Origin of the sequence: Pseudoxanthomonas sp. J31, assembly GCF_000510725.1 — a bacterium.
GTDB lineage: Bacteria > Pseudomonadota > Gammaproteobacteria > Xanthomonadales > Xanthomonadaceae > Pseudoxanthomonas.
Window position 1 is genome coordinate 83,968 of record NZ_AZNZ01000012.1, and the last position, 23,545, is coordinate 107,512.

Annotated in this window: 23 protein-coding genes; 15 read left to right on the top strand and 8 right to left on the bottom strand. The window is 71.6% G+C overall.

Annotated features, from left to right (window positions below):
- The first annotated feature begins 119 nt into the window (after positions 1-119).
- The 3 genes from PSEJ31_RS0112910 to PSEJ31_RS0112920 all read left to right on the top strand — a co-directional run bounded on the left by PSEJ31_RS0112910 (position 120) and on the right by PSEJ31_RS0112920 (position 5,001).
- Positions 120-1,610, top strand: a complete 1,491-nt coding sequence (locus tag PSEJ31_RS0112910; RefSeq protein WP_028915687.1) for a leucyl aminopeptidase — start codon at positions 120-122, stop codon at positions 1,608-1,610.
- Positions 1,611-1,620: 10 nt separating this feature from the next.
- Positions 1,621-2,043 carry a DNA polymerase III subunit chi gene (locus PSEJ31_RS0112915; protein ID WP_019399549.1) on the top strand — a complete coding sequence of 141 codons (423 nt, stop codon included), beginning with the start codon at positions 1,621-1,623 and terminating at the stop codon, positions 2,041-2,043.
- A 129-nt stretch (positions 2,044-2,172) separates the two neighbouring features.
- Positions 2,173-5,001, top strand: a complete 2,829-nt coding sequence (locus PSEJ31_RS0112920) for a valine--tRNA ligase (protein ID WP_028915688.1) — start codon at positions 2,173-2,175, stop codon at positions 4,999-5,001.
- Positions 5,002-5,194: 193 nt separating this feature from the next.
- Here the strand turns inward: PSEJ31_RS0112920 and rimI are convergent, their stop codons facing one another.
- The 3 genes from rimI to pssA are packed head-to-tail and all read right to left on the bottom strand — an operon-like array spanning position 5,195 to position 6,943.
- On the bottom strand, positions 5,195-5,650 hold the full coding sequence (gene rimI, locus PSEJ31_RS0112925; RefSeq protein WP_051403747.1) for a ribosomal protein S18-alanine N-acetyltransferase: 456 nt from the start codon (positions 5,648-5,650) through the stop codon (positions 5,195-5,197).
- A gap of 50 nt (positions 5,651-5,700) precedes the next feature.
- Positions 5,701-6,165 carry a hypothetical protein gene (locus PSEJ31_RS0112930; RefSeq protein WP_028915690.1) on the bottom strand — a complete coding sequence of 155 codons (465 nt, stop codon included), beginning with the start codon at positions 6,163-6,165 and terminating at the stop codon, positions 5,701-5,703.
- Between the two features lies 1 nt (position 6,166).
- Complete coding sequence (gene pssA, locus PSEJ31_RS0112935) at positions 6,167-6,943, bottom strand: CDP-diacylglycerol--serine O-phosphatidyltransferase (protein ID WP_019399553.1); 777 nt, start codon at positions 6,941-6,943, stop codon at positions 6,167-6,169.
- A gap of 104 nt (positions 6,944-7,047) precedes the next feature.
- Here pssA and PSEJ31_RS0112940 point away from each other — a divergent pair, with 104 nt between their 5' ends.
- The 3 genes from PSEJ31_RS0112940 (at position 7,048) to PSEJ31_RS0112950 (ending at position 10,174) form a co-directional block, all read left to right on the top strand.
- On the top strand, positions 7,048-7,428 hold the full coding sequence (locus PSEJ31_RS0112940) for a DUF4124 domain-containing protein (RefSeq protein WP_019399554.1): 381 nt from the start codon (positions 7,048-7,050) through the stop codon (positions 7,426-7,428).
- Between the two features lie 465 nt (positions 7,429-7,893).
- Complete coding sequence (locus tag PSEJ31_RS0112945) at positions 7,894-9,588, top strand: proline--tRNA ligase (protein ID WP_028915691.1); 1,695 nt, start codon at positions 7,894-7,896, stop codon at positions 9,586-9,588.
- 154 nt (positions 9,589-9,742) lie between these two features.
- Positions 9,743-10,174, top strand: coding sequence for an H-NS histone family protein (locus tag PSEJ31_RS0112950; RefSeq protein WP_026010717.1), 432 nt, complete (start codon positions 9,743-9,745; stop codon positions 10,172-10,174).
- A gap of 64 nt (positions 10,175-10,238) precedes the next feature.
- On the opposite strand, the gene PSEJ31_RS0112955 is transcribed toward PSEJ31_RS0112950, so the two are convergent.
- Positions 10,239-11,489 carry a threonine/serine exporter family protein gene (locus PSEJ31_RS0112955; protein WP_019399557.1) on the bottom strand — a complete coding sequence of 417 codons (1,251 nt, stop codon included), beginning with the start codon at positions 11,487-11,489 and terminating at the stop codon, positions 10,239-10,241.
- A gap of 65 nt (positions 11,490-11,554) precedes the next feature.
- Between PSEJ31_RS0112955 and PSEJ31_RS0112960 the strand changes: the two genes are divergently transcribed.
- From PSEJ31_RS0112960 to PSEJ31_RS0112980, 5 genes are all read left to right on the top strand, one after another.
- Positions 11,555-12,673: an MlaE family lipid ABC transporter permease subunit gene (locus tag PSEJ31_RS0112960; protein WP_051403743.1), complete on the top strand. Its 1,119-nt coding sequence runs from the start codon at positions 11,555-11,557 to the stop codon at positions 12,671-12,673.
- 119 nt (positions 12,674-12,792) lie between these two features.
- Complete coding sequence (locus tag PSEJ31_RS16065) at positions 12,793-13,635, top strand: ABC transporter ATP-binding protein (RefSeq protein ID WP_019399559.1); 843 nt, start codon at positions 12,793-12,795, stop codon at positions 13,633-13,635.
- 1 nt (position 13,636) lies between these two features.
- Positions 13,637-14,563, top strand: coding sequence for an MlaD family protein (locus tag PSEJ31_RS0112970; protein WP_019399560.1), 927 nt, complete (start codon positions 13,637-13,639; stop codon positions 14,561-14,563).
- On the top strand, positions 14,560-15,219 hold the full coding sequence (locus PSEJ31_RS0112975) for an ABC-type transport auxiliary lipoprotein family protein (RefSeq protein WP_037035156.1): 660 nt from the start codon (positions 14,560-14,562) through the stop codon (positions 15,217-15,219). The genes PSEJ31_RS0112970 and PSEJ31_RS0112975 overlap by 4 nt, the downstream gene beginning before the upstream one ends.
- Before the next feature lie 84 nt (positions 15,220-15,303).
- Positions 15,304-15,738: a hypothetical protein gene (locus tag PSEJ31_RS0112980; protein ID WP_028915694.1), complete on the top strand. Its 435-nt coding sequence runs from the start codon at positions 15,304-15,306 to the stop codon at positions 15,736-15,738.
- On the opposite strand, the gene PSEJ31_RS0112985 is transcribed toward PSEJ31_RS0112980, so the two are convergent.
- Positions 15,671-16,294: an alpha-ketoglutarate-dependent dioxygenase AlkB gene (locus PSEJ31_RS0112985; RefSeq protein WP_037035168.1), complete on the bottom strand. Its 624-nt coding sequence runs from the start codon at positions 16,292-16,294 to the stop codon at positions 15,671-15,673. The genes PSEJ31_RS0112980 and PSEJ31_RS0112985 overlap by 68 nt on opposite strands.
- Positions 16,295-16,398: 104 nt before the next feature.
- Here PSEJ31_RS0112985 and PSEJ31_RS0112990 point away from each other — a divergent pair, with 104 nt between their 5' ends.
- Together PSEJ31_RS0112990 and PSEJ31_RS16350 are read left to right on the top strand one after the other, a co-directional pair.
- Positions 16,399-18,036: an electron transfer flavoprotein-ubiquinone oxidoreductase gene (locus PSEJ31_RS0112990; RefSeq protein ID WP_028915696.1), complete on the top strand. Its 1,638-nt coding sequence runs from the start codon at positions 16,399-16,401 to the stop codon at positions 18,034-18,036.
- 70 nt (positions 18,037-18,106) lie between these two features.
- On the top strand, positions 18,107-18,991 hold the full coding sequence (locus PSEJ31_RS16350) for a class I SAM-dependent methyltransferase (RefSeq protein ID WP_051403744.1): 885 nt from the start codon (positions 18,107-18,109) through the stop codon (positions 18,989-18,991).
- 15 nt (positions 18,992-19,006) lie between these two features.
- Here PSEJ31_RS16350 and PSEJ31_RS0113000 read toward each other — a convergent pair whose 3' ends face one another.
- Both PSEJ31_RS0113000 and PSEJ31_RS0113005 read right to left on the bottom strand, forming a co-directional pair.
- On the bottom strand, positions 19,007-19,636 hold the full coding sequence (locus PSEJ31_RS0113000; RefSeq protein ID WP_019399566.1) for a CoA transferase subunit B: 630 nt from the start codon (positions 19,634-19,636) through the stop codon (positions 19,007-19,009).
- Positions 19,636-20,361, bottom strand: a complete 726-nt coding sequence (locus PSEJ31_RS0113005) for a CoA transferase subunit A (protein WP_028915697.1) — start codon at positions 20,359-20,361, stop codon at positions 19,636-19,638. The genes PSEJ31_RS0113000 and PSEJ31_RS0113005 overlap by 1 nt, the downstream gene beginning before the upstream one ends.
- 131 nt (positions 20,362-20,492) lie before the next feature.
- On the opposite strand from PSEJ31_RS0113005, the gene PSEJ31_RS0113010 reads away from it, so the two are divergent.
- Complete coding sequence (locus tag PSEJ31_RS0113010) at positions 20,493-21,839, top strand: phosphomannomutase/phosphoglucomutase (RefSeq protein WP_028915698.1); 1,347 nt, start codon at positions 20,493-20,495, stop codon at positions 21,837-21,839.
- Positions 21,840-21,850: 11 nt separating this feature from the next.
- Positions 21,851-23,254 carry a mannose-1-phosphate guanylyltransferase/mannose-6-phosphate isomerase gene (locus PSEJ31_RS0113015; protein WP_019399569.1) on the top strand — a complete coding sequence of 468 codons (1,404 nt, stop codon included), beginning with the start codon at positions 21,851-21,853 and terminating at the stop codon, positions 23,252-23,254.
- Positions 23,255-23,293: 39 nt separating this feature from the next.
- On the opposite strand, the gene PSEJ31_RS0113020 is transcribed toward PSEJ31_RS0113015, so the two are convergent.
- On the bottom strand, positions 23,294-23,545 hold a 252-nt coding region (locus PSEJ31_RS0113020), incomplete at its 5' end, for a sugar nucleotide-binding protein (RefSeq protein ID WP_028915699.1).

A 23,545-nucleotide genomic window follows, 5' to 3' on the forward strand; every position in this document is an offset into this window, starting at 1 on the left:
GGCGGGGCCAGTCCTATAAAATCCCGGGTTCGCTTCGCGGACCCCGCCGGCCGGGATCTCCCGGCCCATGATCGAGGGGCGATCCGCGATTGTACGTACCTGCTCCCGGAATCTGATCAATGGCCCTGCAATTCACCCTGAACCGCGAGGCCGCCGCGGCGGCCGCCACCGACTGCGTCGTGATCGGCGCCTTTGCCGACAAGACGCTCACCCCCGCGGGCCAGGCGATCGACGAGGCCAGCGGCGGGCGCCTGCGCGCCCTGCTGGAACGCGGCGACCTCAATGGCCGTACCGGCAGCAGCCTGGTCCTGCACGACCTGGCGGGCGTGGCCGCGCCGCGGGTGCTGGTGCTGGGCCTGGGCGAGCCGGCCAAGTTCGGCGTGCCGCAGTACCTGAAGGCCGCCGCCGACGCGGTGCGGGCGCTGAAGACCGGCCCGGTCGCGCATGCCCTGTTCACCCTGTCCGAAGTCGCCGTCCCCGGCCGCGACGCGGCCTGGAACGTGCGCCAGGCCGTGGTCGCCGCCGACCACGCCGCCTACCGCTACACCGCCACCCTGGGCAAGAAGAAGGACGAGCCGGGCCTGCGCGCGCTGGCCATCGCCGGCGACGATACGGCCGCCCTCGCCCAGGGCCAGGCCATCGCCGAGGGCGTGGCCTTCACCCGCGAGCTGGGCAACCTGCCGCCGAACATCTGCAACCCGGCCTACCTGGCCGCGCAGGCCGAGGCCTTCGCCGCCGCCCACGAGGGCGTGGAGGCCGAGATCCTGGACGAGCAGCAGATGGAAGCCCTGGGCATGGGCTCGCTGCTGGCCGTGGCCCGCGGCTCGGCCAACCGTCCGAAGCTGGTCGTGCTGAAGTGGAACGGCGCGGCCGACAAGGCGGCCAGGCCCTACGTGCTGGTCGGCAAGGGCATCACCTTCGACACCGGCGGCGTCAACCTGAAGACCCAGGGCGGCATCGAGGAGATGAAGTACGACATGCTCGGCGCCGGCAGCGTGCTGGGCACCTTCGTCGCCGCGGTGAAGATGCAGCTGCCGCTGAACCTGGTGGCGATCGCCCCGGCGGTGGAGAACGCGATCGACGGCAACAGCTACCGCCCGTCGGACGTGATCACCTCCATGTCCGGCAAGACCATCGAGGTCGGCAACACCGACGCCGAGGGCCGCCTGATCCTGTGCGATGCGCTGACCTACGCCCAGCGCTTCCAGCCGGCCGCCCTGGTCGACGTGGCCACCCTCACCGGCGCCTGCATGGTCGCCCTGGGCAAGTTCGCCACCGGCCTGATGAGCAAGCACGACGACCTGGCCGACGAGCTGCTGGCCGCCGGCGAGCACGTGTTCGACCGCGCCTGGCGCCTGCCGCTATGGGATGAGTACCAGACCCTGCTGGAGTCCAGCTTCGCCGACGTCTACAACATCGGCGGCCGCTGGGGCGGCGCGATCACCGCCGGCTGCTTCCTCTCGCGCTTCACCGAGGGCCAGCGCTGGGCGCACCTGGACATCGCCGGCTCGGCCAGCGACGAGGGCAAGCGCGGCATGGCCACCGGCCGCCCGGTGGGCCTGCTGAGCCAGTGGCTGCTGGACCGCGCGGCCGAAGGAAGCGCCGCGTAAGCGGCCCGCCATGCCCCGCGCCGACTTCTACCTGATCGCCAAGCCCCGGTTCGCCGGGCAGCCACTGCTGCTGGTGTGCGAACTGGCCAAGCGCGCCTACGCGACCAACCAGTTCACCCTGGTGCTGGCGCGCGACGCGGCCCAGGCCGAGGAACTGGACGACCTGCTGTGGTCGTTCGAGCCGGACGCCTACATCCCGCACCAGATCGCCGGCGACGAGGAGGACGAGCTGACCCCGGTCCTGATCGTCCCGCCGGAGATCGAGGCCCCGGCGCGCCCGCTGGTGATCAACCTGCGCGACGCCGCCTGGACCGCCGCCTGCGAACGCGTCCTGGAAGTGGTGCCCGCCGACCCCGCCGCCCGCGGCCCGCTGCGCGAGCGCTGGCGCCAGTACCAGGCCCTGGGTTACGACCTGAACAAACATGACATGTGAGGGGCCGTGATTCGGGATTCGTGATTGGTGATCCGAAAAGGCGACAGCAAAACCGCCTGCCACCCATCCCGGTCCGACGAAGCACTGCTCTTTCCAATGACGAATAACGAATCACCAATCACGGCCCTTATGTCCACTCTTCCCTCCGGCTACGAACCCAAGACCTTCGAATCGCGGCTTTACGCCGAGTGGGAAGCCAGCGGCTGCTTCGCACCGCGCGGCGAGGGCAAGCCGTACTCGATCCTGCTGCCGCCGCCCAACGTCACCGGCACCCTGCACATGGGCCATGCCTTCCAGCACACGCTGATGGACGCGCTGGTGCGCTTCCACCGCATGGACGGCTACGACGTGCTGTGGCAGATGGGCACCGACCATGCCGGCATCGCCACCGAGATGGTGGTCAGCCGCAACCTGGCGCTGGAAGGCAAGGGCGAGACCCGCGATTCGCTGGGCCGCGAGGGCTTCATCGCCAAGGTCTGGGAGTGGAAGGCCAGCTCCGGCGACACCATCGAGCGGCAGATGCGCCGTCTGGGCGCCTCCGGCGACTGGTCGCGCAGCACCTTCACCATGGACCCGCAGCCCTCGGCGGCGGTGGTCGAGGCCTTCGTGCGCTGGCACGAGGAAGGCCTGATCTACCGCGGCCAGCGCCTGGTCAACTGGGATCCGGTGCTGAAGACCGCGATCTCCGACCTGGAGGTGGAAAACGTCGAGGAGGACGGCTTCCTCTGGTCGATCCGCTACCCGCTGGCCGACGGCGCGAGCTACGAGTACGTCGAGCTCGACGCCGACGGCAACGAGGTCCTGCGCGAGACCCGCGACTACGTGGTCGTGGCCACCACCCGCCCGGAGACCATGCTGGGCGACACCGCGGTGATGATCCACCCGGAGGACCCGCGCTACCCGGGCCTGGTCGGCAAGGAAGTGGTGCTGCCGCTGACCGGCCGCCGCGTGCCGGTGATCGGCGACGAATACGTGGACCGCGCCTTCGGCACCGGCGTGGTCAAGGTCACCCCGGCGCACGACTTCAACGACTACCAGGTCGGCGTGCGCCACAAGCTGCCGCTGATCAACATCTTCACTCCCGAGGCCGCGGTCAACGACAACGCCCCGGAGAAGTACCGCGGCCTGGACCGCTACGAGGCGCGCAAGGCCGTGCTGGCCGACCTGGAGGCCCAGGGCCTGCTGGTGGAGACCAGGCCGCACAAGCTGCAGGTGCCGCGCGGCGACCGCACCGGCCAGGTGATCGAGCCCTACCTCACCGACCAGTGGTTCGTGCGCATGGACGCGCTGGCCAGGCGCGGCCTGGAGCTGGTCGAGTCCGGCCAGGTGAAGTTCGTCCCGCCGAACTGGATCAACACCTACCGCCACTGGATGGAGAACATCCAGGACTGGTGCATCAGCCGCCAGCTGTGGTGGGGCCACCGCATCCCGGCCTGGTTCGACGAGGCCGGCAACTGCTACGTCGGCCGCAGCGAGGCCGAGGTGCGGCAGAAGCACGGCCTGGGCGCCGAGGTGGCCCTGCGCCAGGACCCGGACGTGCTGGAGACCTGGTTCTCCTCGCAGCTGTGGCCGTTCTCGACCATGGGCTGGCCGGACGAGAAGGCGATGGCCGAGCGCGGCTTCGACCGCTACCTGCCATCCAGCGTGCTGGTCACCGGCTTCGACATCATCTTCTTCTGGGTGGCGCGCATGATCATGGCCACCGACCACTTCACCGGGAAGGTGCCGTTCCGCGACGTGTACATCACCGGCCTGATCCGCGACGCGCAGGGCCAGAAGATGTCCAAGTCCAAGGGCAACGTGCTCGACCCGCTGGACATCATCGACGGCATCTCGCTGGAGGACCTGGTCGCCAAGCGCACCCGCGGCCTGATGCAGCCCAAGCTGGCGGAGAAGATCGAGAAGGCCACGCGCAAGGAATTCCCGGAGGGCATCCCCGCCCACGGCGCCGACGCCTTGCGCTTCACCATCGCCGCGCTGGCCGGCCACGGCCGCGACATCAAGTTCGACCTCGGCCGCGCCGAGGGCTACAAGAACTTCTGCAACAAGCTGTGGAACGCCACCCGCTTCGCGCTGATGAACACCGACGGCGCCTCGTTCAGCGGCGTGCCGCAGCCGCAGACCGATGCCGAGAAGTGGATCCTGGCGCGCCTGGCCGCGGTCACCGCCGAGGCCCGCGCGCAGTTCGCTGCCTACCGCTTCGACCTGCTGGCGCAGGCGCTCTACGAGTTCGCCTGGAACGAGTTCTGCGACTGGTTCGTGGAGCTGGCCAAGCCGGCCCTGGGCGGCGACGACGCCGCGGCCGCGGCCAGCACCCGCCACACCCTGCTGTACGTGCTGGAGGCGCTGCTGCGCCTGCTGCACCCGCTGATCCCGTTCGTGACCGAGGAACTGTGGCACCAGGTCGCCCCGCGCCTGGGCATCGCGGCGGCCACGGTGTCGCTGCGCCCGTACCCGGCCGAGGCCGACTTCGCCGGACAGGACTACGCCGCCGCCGAGGCCGACATCGAATGGCTCAAGGCCATGGTCTCCGGCCTGCGCCGCGTGCGCAGCGAGCTGGGCGTGTCGCCGGGCAAGCCGGTGCGCCTGCTGCTGGCCGACGGCGTGGACGCCGACCGCGCCCGCGTCGCCCGCTTCGACTCCCAGTTGCGCTTCCTGCTGCGGCTGGAGTCGATCGAATGGCTGGCGGCCGGCGCCGCCGCCCCGGCCGCCGCCGCGGCCGTGGTCGGCGAGCTGAAGCTGCTGGTGCCGCTGGAGGGCCTGGTCGACCTGGACGCCGAGCGCGCGCGCCTGGACAAGGAGATCGCGCGCATCTGCGCCGAGAAGGAGAAGAGCGAGGCCAAGCTGGCCCGCTTCAGCGAGAAGGTGCCGCCGGCGGTGGTCGAACAGGAGCGCCAGCGCCTGGCCGACTGGACCACCAAGCTCGCCGCCCTGACCGAGCAGCGCGCGCGGCTTTGAGGACAGCGGGGCGGCCAGTGGCCGCCCCGTTTGCTTGCCGGCCCGGGAGCCTGCCCTGCGTGGGGCGCATGTTTGCGCGCCACGGACATGCATGTGCCGCATCCCGCAGGCGTGATGCCTCCGCGGATGCGCTGTGCTTGCCGGGGCTAAGCGGCCTCCGCAGGACGGCGGAACAGGGACGGGAGCGGCGCCGTCAGAGCGGCGGCATCCGGTCGATGTCGCCGGAGACCAGCTCCATCGCCATCACCAGCGCGTCCTCGCGGCCATTGTGCGCCGGGTAGTAGCGCGGGCGGCGGCCGATCTCGTTGAAGCCCTCGCTCAGGTACAGGGCGATGGCCGGTGGATTGGACGGCCGCACTTCCAGGAACACCCGGTGCGCGCCGCGGTCGCGCGCCATTCTCAGCAGCGCGCGCAGCACGTAGCGGCCCAGCCCGCGCGACTGCCGCTCCGGCGCGGTGCACAGGTTCAGCACGTGGGCTTCGTCGGCGGCGATGCTCATCACCCCGTAGCCGGCCGGCTGGTCGTCCTGCAGCGCCAGCAGCGCCGGGTACCCGGCCAGCAGGCAGTCGCGGAAGATGCCGCGGGTCCACGGGAACGGATAGGCCCGCTTCTCGATCGCCATCACCGCGTCCAGGTCGCCCTCGCGCATGGCGCGCAGCCGCCACTGCGGCCGCGCGGTCTCGCGGTAGGCGGCGATGCTCACGCCGGCCTCCGCAGCGCGCGCAGCAGCGGCCACAGCTGGCGCTTGGCGGCCGGGTCGGCGCGCAGGCGCTCGCTGGGCCAGTCGGCCAGCAGGGCCTGCAGCCGCGGGTCGGTCGGCGGCAGCCCGGAAGCGCGCAGCACCGCCAGCTGCAGGCGGTCGGGCAGGCCCACCGGGCGGCGCATGCTGCCGGGACGCGGCATGGACGTGGCGGCCGCGGGCGCCGGGGCCGCCGCGTCCGCCTCCGGTGCGGCCGGCGCGCGCCGGCGCGGCGGCGGCGCGATATCGCGGTCGGGATCGCGGCCGACCGGGGGCGCCGGGCGCGCCGGCGCGGCCACCCGGGCCTGCACCGGCTCCAGCCGTTCCTCCTCCTCCGTGCCGGCCACGCGCAGCACGGTGTAGCCCAGCGCCTGCAGCCACCAGCGCTGGCGTGGGCTCCACGGCGTGCCGGCCTGGGCCTGCATGTCAGGCCACCTCCTGCGACGGCCGGAAGCGCTGCCAGGCCCACATCGCCGGCCCGGACAGCGCGTACAGGATGCCCACTGCCAGCAGCGCGCGCGGCAGGTCGATCACCAGTACCGCGATCACCACCGGCACCACCAGCAACACCGCGAACGGCACCTTGTCCGCGCGCGCCCCGCCCTCGCCGCTGCCCTTGAAGCTCCAGTAGCGGATCTGGCTGACCATCAGCAGGGCCGCGCACAGGGTCACGCCCAGCGCGACGTAGCGCAGCTCCTCGCCGCTCCAGCCCAGCTCGCCGTCGGCGAAGGCCCACACGAAGGACATCATCAGCCCCGCCGCCGCCGGGCTGGCCAGGCCGACGAAGAAGCGCTTGTCGACCACGCCCACCTGGGTGTTGAAGCGGGCCAGGCGCAACGCCGCGCAGGCCGCGTACAGGAAGGCGATGGCCCAGCCGACGCGGCCGGCGATGCCGCCGTCGAACTTCAGCGAGGACAGCGACCAGTGGTACATGACCAGGGCCGGGGCCAGGCCGAAGCTGACCAGATCGGCCAGCGAGTCGTACTGCACGCCGAAGGCGCTGCTGGTGCCGGTCAGGCGCGCCACCCGGCCGTCGATGCCGTCGGCGATGGCGGCGACGAACACGGCGATGGCGGCCGCGGTGAACTGGCTGTTGGCCGCCGCGATGATCGCGTAGAAGCCCGCGAACAGGCCGCAGGTGGTGAACAGGTTGGGCAGCAGGTAGATGCCGCGGGAACGCGGCGGCGGGCGATCGAGATCCATGCCGCCAGTGTACGGGGCGGCCGCCCGGCTGCGAACCGGTCCCTTGCCACGCCCGGCGGTGGATGCTGCAATCGGGGCCTCACGAAGCCTGGGGAGCCTGTCCGATGCGCCTGCCGTCCCGCACCTGCCTGCTGCTCGCGGCCGCCGCCTGTGCCAGCGGCCCTGCCCTGGCCGGCAACATCTACAAGTGGAAGGACGCCAACGGCGTCACCCATTCCTCGGACCAGCCGCCGTCGGGGCAGCACTACGAGGTCCGGCGGGTCGCCGGCAGCGGCTATGCGGTGGAGTCCGAGCCCGCCGGGGAAGCACCGGAAAGCGCCACCTGCACCCAGGCCCGGCGCAACCTGGCCGCCTTCGACGACCCGCGCCCGGTGCAGCTGGACAGCGACGGCGACGGCAAGCCCGACCGCACCCTGACCGACGAGGAGCGGCAGTCGCACCGCGCGGTCGCCGAGGCCGCGGTCAAGGCCAACTGCCCGGCCTGACCGCCCGGCCCGCGACATGGCTGGCCGGCCTGGCCAGCTCCCGCCCAGGGGCCCGTCCACCGGCCCAATGCCGCGTTTCCCGTTGCCGGGCTCCGGACGCAGCCCCGGCGGCCCGGCCCATCGGTACCGGTCCGCCGCGAAGGCGGTCGCCAGCGCACGGGCCCCGGCTCGGCCTGGCCCTCCCGCGCCGCCAGGGCTGCAGCCCGGCGCGGCCGCGCTGCCCGGCCATGTCCGCCGCGCCCTCCCCGCCCCCCGCCAGCCACGCCATGGCCAGGCGCCGGTGCTGCCGCGACGGCGTGCGTCGCATCCCACCACCGCCTGGCCGCCCTGATCCCGGGACCGGGACTGCCATGCGGCCTGGCCACGTCGCCGGGCGATCCGTCCTGCCTGGGGCCGGCTGCCGGCCCGCGCTGCCCGCGGTGCTGGCAGAATGTCCGGTTTCCGCACCCCCATTCCGGCATTCCAATGCGCCTTTCCCGCTTCCACCTGCACACCACCAAGGAAACCCCGGCCGACGCCGAGCTGGTCAGCCACAAGCTGATGCTGCGCGCCGGCATGATCCGCAAGCTCGCCGCCGGCCTGTACACCTGGACCCCGCTGGGCCTGCGCGTGCTGCGCAAGGTCGAGGCGGTCGTGCGCGAGGAAATGGACCGCGCCGGCGCGGTGGAACTGCAACTGCCGACCATCCAGCCGCGCGAGCTGTGGGAGGAAACCGGGCGCTGGGGGAAATTCGGCGGCCAGCTGCTGAAGATCAAGGACCGCAAGGAAGCCGAATACTGCTTCAGCCCGACCGCCGAGGAGGCAATCACCGACTTCGCCCGCCAGGAACTGAGCAGCTACAAGCAGCTGCCGGTGAACTTCTACCAGATCCACACCAAGTTCCGCGACGAGATCCGCCCGCGCTTCGGCGTGATGCGCGCGCGCGAGTTCCTGATGAAGGACGCCTATTCCTTCCACGTCTCCGACGAGGACCTGGCGCGCGAATACGAGAACATGAAGGCGGCCTACATCCGCATCTTCACCCGCCTGGGCCTGGAGTTCCGCGCGGTGCAGGCCGATTCGGGCGCGATCGGCGGTGACGCCTCGCAGGAATTCCACGTCCTGGCCGATTCGGGCGAGGACGCGCTGGCCTTCTCCACCGCCTCCGATTACGCCGCCAACGTGGAAACCGCGCAGGCCGCCGCCCCGGGGCCGCGCCCGGCCGCGGCCGAGGAAATGCGCAAGGTCGAAACCCCGGTCCAGAAAACCTGCGAGGACGTGGCCGCGCTGCTGGGAATCCCGCTGCAGCGCACGGTCAAGTCGGTGGCGTTTTTCGGCGAGCAGGGTTTTGTCCTGGCCCTCGTGCGCGGCGACCATTCGGTAAACGAAATCAAACTGGCCAAGGTTGACGGCGTGGGTGAATATCGCCCGGCCACCGAAGCGGAAATCCTCGAGCACCTGGGCAGCGAGCCGGGTTTCCTCGGCCCGGTGGGCGCGAAGAAGGCCATCCGCGTGGTTGCCGACCGCGAGGTCGCGGCGATGGCGGATTTCGTCGTCGGCGCCAACGAGCCCGGTTTCCACCTGGCCGGGGTGAACTGGGGCCGCGACCTGCCGGAGGCCGACGTGGTGGCGGACATCCGCAACGTGGTCGCCGGCGACCGCGCCGCCGACGGCGGCGAAATCCGCCTGGCGCGCGGCATCGAGGTCGGCCACGTGTTCCAGCTCGGCCGCAAGTATTCGCAGGCCATGGGTTTCACCGTGCTGGACGAAAACGGCAAGGCCGTGGTCCCGGCGATGGGCTGCTACGGCATCGGCGTTTCCCGCATCGTGGCCGCGGCGATCGAGCAGAACCACGACGAGGCCGGCATCGTCTGGCCGGTGCCGATGGCACCGTGGGCGGTGGCGATCTGCGTCATCAACCCGAAGAAGGACCCGCAGGTTGACGAGGCGGCCGAATCGCTGCTGCAGGAGCTGAAGGCAGCCGGCATCGACGCGGTGCTGGACGACCGCGGCCTGCGCCCGGGCCCGATGTTCGCCGACATGGAACTGATCGGCATCCCGCACCGCGTGGTGGTTTCCGCGCGCGGCCTGGAGGCCGGCACCTACGAATACCGCGCCCGCCGCGGCGGCGAGGCCGAGGCGCTGGACCGCGCGCAACTGCTGCAGCGCCTGGCGGGCTGAGCGCGCGTTTTCCCGGCGGTTATGGCGGCCCGATTATCCGGCGATAATCGGGCCGTTTTTTCTTGACGCACCGTTCATTGCCGGGTTTATTGCACTGGATTATCCTGCAGTCGATTGCCCAGGGACGGGCCTCCCATGATTGCCGGAGAATATGATGTCGATTGATCTGAGTACGCTGTCGCCCCGGGAACTGGGTTCCCTGATCGCCACCGCCAAGAAGCGCCAGGCCCTGCTGTCGAAGCGGGCCCCGATCGCCAAGGTCCGCAGCAAGCTGGTCAAACTGGCCAAGGCCGAGGGCTACACCATCGAGGAGCTGTTCGGCGCCCCGGGCGGCGGCCGCGCCAGCGCCGCGGCCGGCAGCGGCCGCGCCCGCAAGCTGGGCAAGGTGCCGCCGAAGTACCGCAACCCGGAAAACCCGAAGGAAACCTGGACCGGCCGCGGCAAGCAGCCGCGCTGGCTGGCGGCCTATGTCGCCCAGGGCCGCGATGTGGCCGAGTTCCTGATCCCGGGCGCAGCCGCCCCGACCCCGGCCAAGGCCGCCAAGGGCGCGCGCAAGCGGGTGGTCAAGAAGGCCCGCGGCAAGTAACCGCCCCCTACGTGGAAACGCCGGCCCCGGGGCCGGCGTTTCCTTTTGCGCCCGCACCGGCGGCTCAGAGGTTCTTGCGCGCCGGCAGCAGCAGGTTGCCGAACAGCAGGCCGGCGACCAGGGCCACCACGATGTTGAGCACCAGCAGCACCGCGTTCTGGCCGGCGTCCACGTCCTGCTGCTGGACCATGGTGAGCAGCCCGCGCAGGCTGGCGCTGCCGGGCACCAGCATGATGATGCCGGGCAGGCGGATCAGCGCGCCCGGACGCTGCGCCCAGCGGCCGAAGCCGTTGCCGGCGGCGGTCAGCACCAGCGCCGAGAGGAAGATGCCCACCGGGCTGCCCCATTCGTGGCCGCCGAAGCGCGAGATCAGGTAGCCGGTGATGGCCGCGCCCATGACCCAGGGGTAGTCGCGCGGGCTGGCCTTGAACAGCACCGCGAAGGCGAACGAGGCCACCGCCATCGACAGCCATTCCACGCTTTCCGGTTGCGGCCGCAGCGCCCGCACCTGCGGCTCCAGGCCAAGCACGTCCAGCAGGTTCACCGCCACCACCGCGCCCACGGTCAGCTTCAGCACCGTGGTCAGGGCGCCTGCGAAGCGCACGGTGCCGGAGACCCAGTGCTGGCTGGACAGCTCGTTCATGGCGTTGGTGATCGCCATGCCGGGCAGCAGCGCCACCAGCGAGGCGATCACCACGGTATTGAGGTTCAGCGGCGCCACCAGGGCCGCGACCAGGCTGACCACCGCGCCGGCGGCCAGCGCCGACAGCGCCTCGCTGGCCTCGCGCAGCGCGGCGCGGCGGGCGCAGTACTGGTCGAGCAGGCCGATCATCAGCCCGGTGGCCGCGGCCACCGCGATGTCCAGCCACGGCAGCCGCCACAGCCCGGCCACGCCGGCCGCGGCCAAACCGTAGCCGAACACCTGCATGGCGCTGGCCAGGGCCGAGGGCGGCCGGTCCAGTGCGCGCAGCGCGGTATGGCCCTGGGTGATGGTCAGCTGGCCGCTGGCCACGGCCTCGGCGATGCGGTCGGCCTCGCACAGCTTGTGCAGGTCGTTCTCCCCGGGGGACAGGCGGATCACCCGGGTGGTGTCGGTGCTGCCCAGCGGCTTGCCGGGCTCGCTGAAGCTGAGGATCAGGCCGGTGGGGTTGGACCAGGCCTCGCACTCCAGGTCCAGGCGCTGCGACAGCGCGGTGATCGCCGCCTCCAGGCGCTGGGCGGTGGTGCCGTAGCGGTGCAGGCGCACCGCCATCTCGGCGACGAAGGCGATGCGCTGGGGATAGCTGGCCTGGGGCCGGGCGGGGACGTTGGACATCGCACTAGTATCGCGCCAGCGGCGGCGCAGCAGTCACCGCCTTGCCTGTATGCTGCGGCCGGACTATGGACCCGACCCCCCCGAACCCGCCCGGCTGGACCCTGGCCCCCGGCTCCGAGCAGGAGGCGCGCCTGGCCGGCGACTGGACGCTGGACCACGCCATGGAGCTGGCCGCGCGCCTGCGCGAGCTGCCCGAGGCGGTGACCGCGGTGGACGCCACCGGGATCGGGCGGATCGACTCGGCCGGGGTGATGCAGCTGATCCGCTTCGCGCGGCGCCGGCGCCTGCCGGAGGCGGCGGTGCGCTTCAGCACGGCGCACCTGCCGCTGGTGCAGGTGATCGAGGACGTGTCCGACGAGCGCCCGGCGCGCAAGCGCGACTACGGCTTCGCCGCCGCGCTGGAGCGCCTGGGCCGCGCCACCCACGCCGTCGGCCGCAACATCGTCGAGCTGCTGGGCTTCACCGGGGAGAACCTGGTCAAGCTGCTGCGCCTGCTGCGCCAGCCCCGGCGCTTCCGCCTCACCGCCACGGTGGCGCACATGGAACAGGTGGGCCTGGACGCGGTGCCGCTGGTGGCGCTGCTGTCCTACCTGGTCGGCGCGGTGATCGCATTCCTGGGCTCGACCATCCTGGCCGACTTCGGCGCCGAGATCTTCGTGGTCGAGCTGGTGTCGATCGCCTTCCTGCGCGAGTTCGCGGTGCTGCTCACCGCGATCGTGCTGGCCGGCCGCACCGCCTCGGCGTTCACCGCGCAGATCGGGGCGATGAAGGCGCGCGAGGAGATCGACGCGATCCGCACCCTGGGCCTGGACCCGATCGACCTGCTGGTGATCCCGCGCCTGGTCGCGCTGCTGGTGATGCTGCCCCTGCTGACCTTCGTGGCGATGATGGCCGGCCTGGCCGGCGGCGTGACCGTGGGCGCGTTCGACCTGGAGATCCCGCCGCAGATGTACCTGGCGCGGATGCACGAGACCCTGCAGCTGCGCCACTTCCTGGTCGGCCTGTCCAAGGCCCCGGTGTTCGCCATGGTGATCGGCCTGATCGGCTGCCTGGAAGGCATGCGCGTGCAGGGCACGGCGCAGTCGGTCGGCGAGCGCACCACCTCCAGCGTGGTGCAGACCATCTCGCTGGTGATCATCCTCGACGCGCTGGCGGCGCTCTGGTTCATGAACATGGATTGGTGAAAGGGCGGGATTGGTGATTCGTGATGGGTGATTCGACGAACGGTGATTGGTGATTCGTGATGGGTGATCCGAAAAAGCCAGAAGCAGGCCGCCGGGTTTCCGGAGCGAATGCTTTTGCTTTGACGAATGACGAATCACGAATCACGAGCGACCAGCCCGCGGACGCGGATGGCGGCGAGGCGGCCATCCGCGTCCGCGGGCTGGTCAACCGATTCGGATCCCAGACCGTCCACGACGGCCTCGACCTCGACGTGCGCCGCGGGGAGATCATCGGCATCGTGGGCGGCTCGGGCACCGGCAAGTCGGTGCTGATGCGCAGCATCCTCGGGCTGCAGCGGCCGACCGACGGCAGCATCGAGGTACTGGGCGCGGACGCGCGCTCGGACGATCCGCGCCAGCGCCAGCACATCCAGCGCCATACCGGGGTGCTGTTCCAGGACGGCGCGTTGTTTTCCTCGCTGACCGTGGGCGAGAACGTGGAGGTGCCGCTGCGCGAGCACCACCCGGAGCTGCCGGAGACCTGGCGCCGCGAGCTGGCGCTGCTGAAGGTCAAGCTCGCCGGACTGCCCGCCGACGCCGCGTCCAAGCTGCCGGCGCAGCTGTCCGGCGGCATGCGCAAGCGCGCCGGGCTGGCCCGGGCGCTGGCGCTGGACCCGCCGCTGCTGTTCCTGGACGAGCCCACCGCCGGCCTCGACCCGATCGGCGCGGCCGCCTTCGACCACCTGCTGCGCACCCTGCAGCAGGCCCTGGGCCTGACCGTGTTCCTCATCACCCACGACCTGGACACCCTGTACGCTATCTGCGACCGGGTGGCGGTGCTGGCCGACCGCAAGGTCGTGATCAACGCCCCGCTGGAGGAAGTCGAGCGCTTCGACCATCCCTGGGTGCAGGAATACTTCCACGGCCCGCGCGCCCGCGCCGCGCGCGGCCAGCGCAATCCCCCGCGCCAGGAGGCGGACTGAGATGGAAACCCGCGCCAACTACGTACTGATCGGCGCCTTCACCATCGTGGTGTCGGTGGCCCTGCTGCTGTTCGGGCTGTGGGCGGCCAAGTACTCGTCCGAACGCAGCTGGCAGCGCTACATGATCGTGTTCGACGAGGCGGTGACCGGCCTGTCGGTGGGCAGCAGCGTGCAGTACAACGGCATCTCGGTCGGTTCGATCGACAAGCTGTCGCTGGACCCGCAGGACCCGCGCCGGGTGGTGGCGATCATCCGCGCCGACGCCAACGTGCCGGTCAAGACCGACACCCGCGCCAAGCTCGCCATCACCAGCCTCACCGGCCCCGCCATCATCCAGCTGTCCGGCGGCTCGCCCGGGGCGCCGCTGCTGACCGCGGTGGACACCCGCGACACTCCCCAGATCCAGACCTCGCCCTCGGCGCTGCAGAACATCACCGACACCGCCAACCGCATCGTCGAGCGCCTGGACCAGGTGCTCAGCGACCAGAACGTGGCCCACATCGGCCGCACCCTGGAGAACATCGAGCGCATCAGCGCCAGCATGGCGGCCAAGGACGAAGGCATGGAGGCGCTGCTTGCCACCGCGCGCGACGCCGCGCGCAGCCTCGACCAGACCCTGCAGAACACCAATGCCACCGTGCAGCGGGTGGACCAGAACCTGGTGCGGGAGCTGCCGGCGCTGATCAGCCGCCTGGACTCGACCCTGGCGCGGCTGGATTCGGCAGCGGGCAACGCCGACGCGATCCTTGGCGAGAACCGCGCCGCGATCAACAGCTTCGCCAACGACGGCCTGGCCCAGCTGGGCCCGACCCTGACCGAGCTGCGCGCGCTGATCCGCGACCTGCGCCAGATCAGCGACCGCCTCGAGAACAACCCGGCGCGCTTCCTGCTCGGCCGCGACGGAGCCAAGGAGTTCGAACCGCAATGATGCCCGTTCCCTTCCCCACGCCCGCCGCGCCCGCGCGCCGGCTCGCCTTCCTGGTCCTGGCCGCGACGCTGGCCGGCTGCTCGCTGGTCGGCAAGCCCGGCGACCCGGTGACCATCTACGCCCCCGAGGCCGCGGCCACGCCGGATCCCTCCTGGCCGAGGGTGGACTGGCAGCTGGCCATCGCCCGCCCGTCCGCCCCGCGCCTGCTGGACTCGCCGCGCATCGGCGTGCGCCCGGTCCCGGGCGAGCTGCAGGTGTACAAGGGCGCGGTCTGGGTGCAGCCGCCGACCGACATGCTGGAGGCTACGGTGCTGCGCGTGCTGGAGGACTCCGGCAAGATCGACGCGGTCGGCCGCGTGGCCACCGGCCTGCGCGCGAACTACCGGCTGGCGCTGGACATCCGCCGCTTCGAGGCCGACTACCGCGGCGGCGACCGCCCGGCGGCGGTGATCGAGGTGGTGGCCAAGCTGATGCACAACACCGACCAGCGCGTGGTCGCCAGCCAGACCTTCACCCAGGTGCAGCCGTCCCCGGCCACCGACATCGGCAGCGTGGCCGCGGCCTTCGACCAGGCCCTGGCCGAGGTCGGCCGCCAGGTCGCCGGCTGGACCCTGGCCGCAGGCCAGGCCGACGCCGCCAGCCGCCCCGCGCCCTGAGCGCGCGGCCCGTCCCCTGCAGCAAGCCAGACCCGCAAGCTCCCGGTTCCACCGCCCCCCAACACTGGCGCCGCGCGCCCCCGGATGAGCCACATCGTCAGCTACTCGATCCGCGGGCTGGAGGCGATCTTCGCGCCGCACGGGTTCCGGATCAGCCCGGTGCCGGGCAAGAGCTACGCCAGCATCGCCGAACTCGACCCGGATCCGGCCCCGGAGGACTTCAGCGAGCGCATCTACCGTCCGCTGCCGGAGAACGACGCGCTGCTGGCGCGCTGCGGCCTGCTGCGCCAGGCAACGATCCAGAGCGCGCGCGCGTCCTACTACTTCGGCGGCTACCTGGAGCGCACCCGCTGGGCGCTGTCGCTGGACCGCGAGCTGGCGGAACTGCGCGACCAGCACGCCCGCCAGCTGCGGGAACTGGCGCAGCAGCACGAGCACGAACTGGCCGAACTCAGGGCGCAGCTGCCGCAGGCGGCGGACGCCGGGGATGCGGCTGCACCTGGCGGAAGGTCAGGTTGATGCGCGCGCCCACCGGCCGCGCGGTGCGCGGCAGGGCATGCTTCCAGTGGCGCTGGGTGGACCCGCCCATCAGCAGCAGGCTGCCGGGCTCCAGTTGAAGCGCCAGCTTGCGCGCCGGATCGTCGCGCCGGCGCAGCACGAAGCGGCGCGGCGCGCCCAGGCTCAGCGAGGCGATCAGCGGCTGCGGGCCCAGTTCCAACTCGTCGTCGCTGTGCCAGCCCATGGCGTCGCGGCCGTCGCGGTAAAGGTTGGCCAGTACGCTGTTGAAGCGCGCGCCCAGCTCGTCCTGCAGGCGCCTGCGCAGTGCCGCCAGTTCCGCCGGCCAGGGATGCGGCACGAAGCGGCTGCCGGAATAGCGGTAGACCGCCTGCGGGTCGCCGATCCAGCAGCTCAGCCGCGGCGAATCCACCTCGCGGCCGAAGATCCGGATCCGGTGCACCTCCCACGGCAGCCCGTCCAGCAGGCGCTGCATGAGGTCGGCGGCCGCCGCCGGCGGCAGCCAGCCGCGGGCCAGTTCCAGCCGGGCGTCGGGGAGCTCGAAGCGCTGCCATTGCATGCCCGCCACGCTAGCAGGTGCGGCCCCGGGCGCGCAGGGATTTGCCCCGCCGTCCGCGAAACCCGAGAATGCCGGGCCAGCCAGAACAGCCAGCCGGAGCCGTGATGACGGAAACCACCGCCCCAACGCCCACGCCCGAGGTGGAACGCGACGTGATGGAGTACGACGTCGTCACCGTCGGCGCCGGTCCGTCCGGCCTGGCGTTCGCCATCCGCCTCAAGCAGCTCAACCCGGAGCTGTCGGTGTGCGTGATCGAGAAGGCCAGCACGGTCGGCGCCCACATCCTGTCCGGCGCGGTGATCGAGCCGGGCCCGCTGGACGCCCTGCTGCCGGGCTGGCGCGACAACCCGCCGCCGGTGTGCGTGCCGGCCACCGGGGACGAATTCTGGCTGCTGACCAAGGATGGCGGCACGAAGCTGCCCGTCGTGCCGCCGGGCATGCGCAACCACGGCAACTTCATCGTTTCCCTGGGCGCGATGTGCGCCTGGCTGGCGCCGCAGGCCGAGGCCCTGGGCGTGGAGATCTACGCCGGCTTCGCCGCCGCCGAGACCCTGCATGCCGAGGACGGCACCGTGCTGGGCGTGCGCATCGGCGACATGGGCGTGGCCAAGGACGGCTCGCTCAAGCCCGGCTACACCCCCGGCATCGACATCCGCGCCAAGGTCACGGTGCTGGCCGAGGGCGCGCGCGGCCACCTGACCAAGCGCCTCATCAAGCGCTTCGGCCTGGACGCGGACAGCGACCCGCAGAGCTACTCGATCGGCATCAAGGAACTGTGGCAGCTGCCGGAAGGCCGCACCAGCCCGGGCAAGATCGTGCACAGCTTCGGCTGGCCGGCGGACAACGACACCTACGGCGGCAGCTTCCTGTACCACCTGGAGAACAACCAGGTGGCGATCGGCTACGTCAGCGGCCTGGACTACAAGGATCCGGAGTACCGCCCGTGGGAGGCCTTCCAGCAGTGGAAGAACCACCCCCACGTCAAGCCGCTGCTGGAAGGCGGCAGCATCCTCTCCGCCGGCGCCCGCGCCATCGTCACCGGCGGCTACCAGGCCCTGCCCAAGGTGGAGATGCCTGGCGCGCTGCTGGTCGGCGACACCGCCGGCCTGCTCAACGTGCCCAAGGTCAAGGGCACCCACCAGGCGATCCGCAGCGGCATGCTCGCCGCCGAGCACCTGGCCGCCAGCGGCCTGGACCCGGCCGGCTTCGACGCAAAGCTGCGCGCCTCGGAGGTGGTGGCCGAGCTGAAGAAGGTCCGCAACATCAAGCCCGGCTTCAAGAAGGGCCTGTGGCTGGGCATGGCCAACGCCGCCTGGGAGACCGCCACCGGCGGCGCCTCGCCGTGGACGCTCAAGGGCTCGCCGGACTGGTCCTCGCTGCAGAAGCTGGGCCAGTACCAGGCCCCGGACCGCGGCTGGGTGGAGCGCACCCTGCCCCCGCGCGACCGCCTGCAGGCGGTGTACTACGCCGCCACCGAGCACGACGAGGACCAGCCGGTGCACCTGAAGGTGGCCGACACCTCGATCTGCGTGGAGCGCTGCACGGTCGAGTACGGCAACCCCTGCACCCGCTTCTGCCCGGCCGGCGTGTACGAGATGGTCGAGGACGAAGCCGGCAGGCGCCTGCAGATCAACGCCGCCAACTGCGTGCACTGCAAGACCTGCGACATCAAGGACCCGTACGAGATCATCACCTGGGTCACGCCCGAGGGCGGCTCCGGGCCGAACTACCAGAACCTCTAGGCCCGCCCGCGACCCGCGCCGCGGAAACCCGTTAGGATCGACCCCACTGCCTGGAGTGGGGGGAACGACCTTGCGGTTCTGTTTTCCGGACTGGGAAAGTCGCCACGGCGACCAGGATGCGCTGGCGCAGGCCTGGCTGGCCTCGCAGGAATTCGCCGCGCGCGGACCCGATGGCCTGGCCACCGAATGCGTCCTGTGCGGGACGCAGGCGCGGCTGAAGCTGCATGGCGATCCGGCCTCACCCGACTTCAGGGAAGGCCTGGTGTGCACCGGCTGCGGGCTCAACACCCGGCTGCGCGCCTCGCTGAAGCTGCTGCGTGAGCAGCTGGCCCGCTGGCAGCCGGCGCCGGCGCCGCTGCCGGACCTGCTGGCGAGGCTGGGCCTGCGGCCACGCCTGCCGCGGGTCTACGTCACCGAGCAGGCCACCGCCACCTTCGTCTGGATGCAGCGCCACCTGCAGGCCGAGCTCCACGGCGGCGAGTTCGAGCCCGACTGGCGGCGGCGCCGCGGCCTGACCCACGCGCTGCGGCGGATGGGCGGACGCGGCAGGGTCGTGTTCCGCGACCTGACCGCGCTGGATTTCGCCGATGCCTCGCTCGACGGCGTGGCCAGCTTCGACGTGCTCGAGCACGTGCCCGACTACCAGGCCGCCATCGGCGAAATGTACCGCGTGCTCCGGCCCGGCGGCGCCTGCGTGGCCACCTTTCCGTTCACCGACCAGCCCACGACCCTGGTCCGGGCGCGCCTCGCCGCCGACGGCGGGATCGAACACCTCGCGCCGCCCGAGTACCACGGCGACCCGATCAGCGGCGGCATCCTCTGCTACTACCACTTCGGCTGGGACGTGCTCGACCGCTTCCGCGAGGCCGGCTTCAGCCAGGCCTGCATGGCCATGCCGTACTCGCTCGAGCACGGCCTGCCCTACGGGATGTGGACCCTGGTGGCGATCCGCTGACCGCCTGCGCGGCGGTCAGGCGGCGATCGGGACCCCGGTCTTCGCGCGCAGCTCGTCGAGGCCGACGCCCGGCGCGGTTTCCACCAGCTTCAGCCCGTCCGGGGTGACGTCGAACACGCCCAGGTCGGTGATGATGCGGTGGACCACGCCCACGCCGGTCAGCGGCAGGGTGCACTCGGGCAGGATCTTGTGCTCGCCGTTCTTCGCGGTGTGCTCCATCAGCACCACCACGCGCTTCACCCCGGCCACCAGGTCCATGGCCCCGCCCATGCCCTTGACCATCTTGCCCGGCACCATCCAGTTGGCCAGGTCGCCCTTGTCGGTGACCTGCATGGCGCCGAGGATGGCCAGGTCGATGTGGCCGCCGCGGATCATGGCGAAGGAATCGTGGCTGCCGAAGTAGCTGGCGCCCGGGCGCGCGGTCACGGTCTGCTTGCCGGCGTTGATCAGGTCCGGGTCGACCTCGTCCTCGGTCGGGAACGGGCCGATGCCCAGCAGGCCGTTCTCCGACTGCAGCCACACGTCCACGCCCTCGGGGATGTGGTTGGCGACCAGGGTCGGCAGGCCGATGCCCAGGTTCACGTAGGCGCCGTCCTCCAGCTCCAGGGCGGCGCGGCGCGCCATTTCGTCGCGGGTCCAGGCCATCACTTGCCTCCCTGCTGGCGCACGGTGCGCTGCTCGATGCGCTTCTCCGGCGCGGGGTTGTGGACGATGCGGTCGACGTAGATGCCCGGCAGGTGGACCTGGTCCGGGTCGATCGCGCCGACCTCGACGACCTCCTCCACCTCGGCAACGCAGACCTTGCCGGCCATGGCACAGGCCGGGTTGAAGTTGCGCGCGGTCTTGCGGAACACCAGGTTGCCGGCCGTGTCGGCCTTCCACGCCTTGACCAGGGCCACGTCGGCCACCAGCGCGGTCTCCAGCACGTAGTGCTTGCCGTTGAACTCGCGCGTCTCCTTGCCCTCGGCCACCACGGTGCCGTAGCCGGTGGCGGTGTAGAACGCCGGGATCCCGGCGCCGCCGGCGCGCAGGCGCTCGGCCAGGGTGCCCTGCGGGTTGAACTCCAGCTCCAGCTCGCCGGCCAGGAACTGGCGCTCGAATTCCTTGTTCTCGCCCACGTAGGACGAAATCATCTTGCGGATCTGCCGGGTCTCCAGCAGCAGGCCCAGGCCGAAGCCGTCCACGCCGGCGTTGTTGGAGATCACGGTCAGGTCCTTCACCCCCGAATCGCGCAGGGCCGCGATCAGTGCCTCGGGGATGCCGCACAGGCCGAAGCCGCCGACCGCCAGCGTCTGCCCGTCGGCCACCAGGTCGGCCAACGCGGCGTGCGCGTCGGCCACCAGCTTGCTGCGGGATGTCCGGTTGCCCATCTGAGTCCTCGCCAATGCCGGGATGGGGCCATTCTAGTGGGTCCGCCGGGCGTTTCGGCCGTCCCTTGCCGCGACGCCGGCGCCGCGGCGGGTAGAATCGGGAGAACGTCCCCCGTGCAAAGGAATGACCCATGACGCTCCCCGCTTTCAAGGCCTACGACATCCGTGGGCGCGTTCCGGACGAACTGGACGAGGACCTGGCCCGCAGGATCGGCGTGGCCCTCTCCGACCAGCTGCGCCCCGGCCCGGTGGTCCTGGGCCATGACGTGCGCCTGAGCAGCCCGGCGCTGCAGGCGGCGCTGTCGGCCGGCCTGCGCAGCAAGGGCCGCGAGGTGATCGACATCGGCCTGTGCGGCACCGAGGAGGTGTACTTCCAGGTCGACCACCTCGACGCCGCCGGCGGCGTGATGGTGACCGCCAGCCACAACCCGATGGACTACAACGGGATGAAACTGGTGCGCGAGAATGCGCGCCCAATCTCCTCCGACACCGGCCTGTTCGCCATCTCCGACGCGGCCGAGGCCGACACCGCCCCGGCCGCGCCGCCGACCGCCGGCGAGCGCGCGCTAACCGACAAGGGCGCCTACATCGAGCACCTGCTGTCCTACGTGGACGTGCCGGCGCTCAAGCCGCTGAAGCTGGTGGTCAACGCGGGCAACGGCGGCGCCGGCGCCATCGTCGACCTGCTGGCGCCGCACCTGCCCTTCGAGTTCGTGCGCGTCAACCACGAGCCGGACGGCAGCTTCCCCAACGGCATCCCCAACCCGCTGCTGCCGGAGAACCGCCAGGCCACCATCGACGCGGTGCGCGAGCACGGCGCCGACTTCGGCATCGCCTGGGACGGCGACTTCGACCGCTGCTTCTTCTTCGACGAGCAGGGCCGCTTCATCGAGGGCTACTACCTGGTCGGCCTGCTGGCCCAGGCGATCCTGGCCAAGCACCCCGGCGGCAAGGTGGTGCACGACCCGCGCCTGGTCTGGAACACCGTCGAGCAGGTGCAGGAGGCCGGCGGCGTGCCGGTGCTGTGCAAGAGCGGCCACGCCTTCATCAAGGAGAAGATGCGCGCCGAGGACTGCGTCTACGGCGGCGAGATGAGCGCCCACCACTACTTCCGCGAGTTCGCCTACGCCGACTCGGGCATGATCCCCTGGCTGCTGATCGCCAGCCTGGTCTCCACCAGCGGGCGCAGCCTGGGCGACCTGGTCGAGGCGCGCGTGCGCAAGTTCCCGTGCAGCGGCGAGATCAACTTCCGCGTGGCCGACGCCAAGGCGGCGGTGGCGCGGGTGATGGACCACTTCGCCGCGCAGTCGCCGGCGCTGGACCACACCGACGGCATCAGCGCCGACTTCGGCGACTGGCGCTTCAACCTGCGCAGTTCCAACACCGAGCCGCTGCTGCGGCTGAACGTCGAGGCCCGCGGCGACGAGGCGCTGCTGCGCGCGCGCACCGAGGAAATCTCGCGGCTGCTCTCGGCCTGACCTGGAAGCCCATGAACGACCTGCTCCCCGTCCTGTTGTCCGGCGGCTCCGGCACGCGGCTGTGGCCGCTGTCGCGGGAGTCCTATCCCAAGCAGTTCCTGCCGTTGCACGGGGAGCTGACCATGCTCCAGGAGACCTGGCGCCGGGTGGCCCCGCTGGCCACCCGCGCGCCGCTGGTGGTGGCCAACGAGGCGCACCGCTTCGTCGCCGCCGAGCAGCTGCACCAGGTCGGCGCGGTGCCGCAGGCGATCCTGCTGGAGCCGGCCGGCCGCAACACCGCCCCGGCGATCGCCGTGGCCGCGCTGGAGGCCGGCGCCGGCGGCGAGGATCCGGTGCTGCTGGTGCTGCCCTCCGACCACGTGGTGCGCGACCCCGAGGCCTTCCGCCGCGCGGTGCTCGAGGCCCTGCCGGCGGCCGAGGCCGGGCGCCTGGTCACCTTCGGCATCGTCCCCACCGGCCCGGAGACCGGCTACGGCTACATCCGCGCCACCGCCGGCGAGGGCGTGCGCGCGGTGGAGCAGTTCGTGGAGAAGCCGGACCTGGCCACCGCGGAAGGCTACGTCGCCTCCGGCGCGTACTACTGGAACAGCGGCATGTTCCTGTTCCGCGCCTCGCGCTACCTGGCCGAGCTGGAGCGGTTCAACCCGCAGATGCTGGCGGCGGTGCGCAAGGCCTGGGCCGGCGCGCGCCGCGACGCCGACTTCGTGCGCCTGGACGCGGCGGCCTTCGCCGAGGTGCCCTCGGACTCGATCGACTACGCGGTGATGGAGAAGACCGACCACGCCTCGCTGGTGCCGCTGGACGCCGGCTGGAGCGACGTCGGCTCCTGGACCGCGCTGCGCGAGGTGTCCGAGCGCGACGCCGACGGCAACGCCCACCACGGCGACGTGATCGCGATCGACTGCCGCAACACCTTCGCCTACGGTGAACGCCTGATCGCCCTGGTCGGGCTGGACGACGTGGTGGTGGTGGAAACCGCCGACGCGGTGCTGGTCGGGCGCGGCGACCGCATGCAGGAGGTCAAGGAAGTGGTGGCGCGGATCCGCGCCGAGGATCGCCCGGAGGCCACTTGGCACCGCAAGGTCTACCGTCCCTGGGGCGCGTACGACTCGATCGACAGCGGCCAGCGCTTCCAGGTCAAGCGGATCACGGTCAAGCCCGGCGCCAGCCTGAGCCTGCAGATGCACCACCACCGCGCCGAGCACTGGGTGGTGGTCAGCGGCACCGCCGAGGTCACCCGCGGCGACGAGGTGATCCTGCTGACCGAGAACCAGAGCACCTACATCCCGCTGGGCGTGACCCACCGCCTGCGCAATCCCGGCAAGCTGCCTCTGGAGCTGATCGAGGTCCAGTCCGGCAGCTACCTGGGCGAGGACGACATCGTCCGCTTCGAGGACACCTATGGCCGCACCTGAGCGGCCGCGGGCAGCGCCGGCACGTTCCCGTGCCGGCCGTCAGGCCGCCGGAGCGGCGGCGCGTTCGGCCGCCAGTGCGGCGATCACCGGGCGCAGCGCGTCGCGCCAGTGCGGCAGCGCCACCGCGAAGTCGCGCCGCAGCGCGGTGGTATCCAGGCACGAGTAGGCCGGGCGCCGCGCCGGGGTCGGGAACTCGGCGGTGGTGATCGCCTGCACCCGCGGCGCGCGCGGCAGCAGGCCCGCTTCCACCGCTTCGGCGAAGATCGCCTCGGCAAAGCCATGCCAGCTGGT

Coding starts and splice junctions, on each gene's coding strand:
- PSEJ31_RS0112910 (WP_028915687.1), top strand. CDS start 120: ATGGCCCTGCAATTCACCCTGAACCGCGAGGCCGCCGCGGCGGCCGCC.
- PSEJ31_RS0112915 (WP_019399549.1), top strand. CDS start 1,621: ATGCCCCGCGCCGACTTCTACCTGATCGCCAAGCCCCGGTTCGCCGGG.
- PSEJ31_RS0112920 (WP_028915688.1), top strand. CDS start 2,173: ATGTCCACTCTTCCCTCCGGCTACGAACCCAAGACCTTCGAATCGCGG.
- rimI (WP_051403747.1), bottom strand. CDS start 5,650: ATGCGCGAGGGCGACCTGGACGCGGTGATGGCGATCGAGAAGCGGGCC.
- PSEJ31_RS0112930 (WP_028915690.1), bottom strand. CDS start 6,165: ATGCAGGCCCAGGCCGGCACGCCGTGGAGCCCACGCCAGCGCTGGTGG.
- pssA (WP_019399553.1), bottom strand. CDS start 6,943: ATGGATCTCGATCGCCCGCCGCCGCGTTCCCGCGGCATCTACCTGCTG.
- PSEJ31_RS0112940 (WP_019399554.1), top strand. CDS start 7,048: ATGCGCCTGCCGTCCCGCACCTGCCTGCTGCTCGCGGCCGCCGCCTGT.
- PSEJ31_RS0112945 (WP_028915691.1), top strand. CDS start 7,894: ATGCGCCTTTCCCGCTTCCACCTGCACACCACCAAGGAAACCCCGGCC.
- PSEJ31_RS0112950 (WP_026010717.1), top strand. CDS start 9,743: ATGTCGATTGATCTGAGTACGCTGTCGCCCCGGGAACTGGGTTCCCTG.
- PSEJ31_RS0112955 (WP_019399557.1), bottom strand. CDS start 11,489: ATGTCCAACGTCCCCGCCCGGCCCCAGGCCAGCTATCCCCAGCGCATC.
- PSEJ31_RS0112960 (WP_051403743.1), top strand. CDS start 11,555: ATGGACCCGACCCCCCCGAACCCGCCCGGCTGGACCCTGGCCCCCGGC.
- PSEJ31_RS0112970 (WP_019399560.1), top strand. CDS start 13,637: ATGGAAACCCGCGCCAACTACGTACTGATCGGCGCCTTCACCATCGTG.
- PSEJ31_RS0112975 (WP_037035156.1), top strand. CDS start 14,560: ATGATGCCCGTTCCCTTCCCCACGCCCGCCGCGCCCGCGCGCCGGCTC.
- PSEJ31_RS0112980 (WP_028915694.1), top strand. CDS start 15,304: ATGAGCCACATCGTCAGCTACTCGATCCGCGGGCTGGAGGCGATCTTC.
- PSEJ31_RS0112985 (WP_037035168.1), bottom strand. CDS start 16,294: ATGCAATGGCAGCGCTTCGAGCTCCCCGACGCCCGGCTGGAACTGGCC.
- PSEJ31_RS0112990 (WP_028915696.1), top strand. CDS start 16,399: ATGACGGAAACCACCGCCCCAACGCCCACGCCCGAGGTGGAACGCGAC.
- PSEJ31_RS0113000 (WP_019399566.1), bottom strand. CDS start 19,636: ATGGCCTGGACCCGCGACGAAATGGCGCGCCGCGCCGCCCTGGAGCTG.
- PSEJ31_RS0113005 (WP_028915697.1), bottom strand. CDS start 20,361: ATGGGCAACCGGACATCCCGCAGCAAGCTGGTGGCCGACGCGCACGCC.
- PSEJ31_RS0113010 (WP_028915698.1), top strand. CDS start 20,493: ATGACGCTCCCCGCTTTCAAGGCCTACGACATCCGTGGGCGCGTTCCG.
- PSEJ31_RS0113015 (WP_019399569.1), top strand. CDS start 21,851: ATGAACGACCTGCTCCCCGTCCTGTTGTCCGGCGGCTCCGGCACGCGG.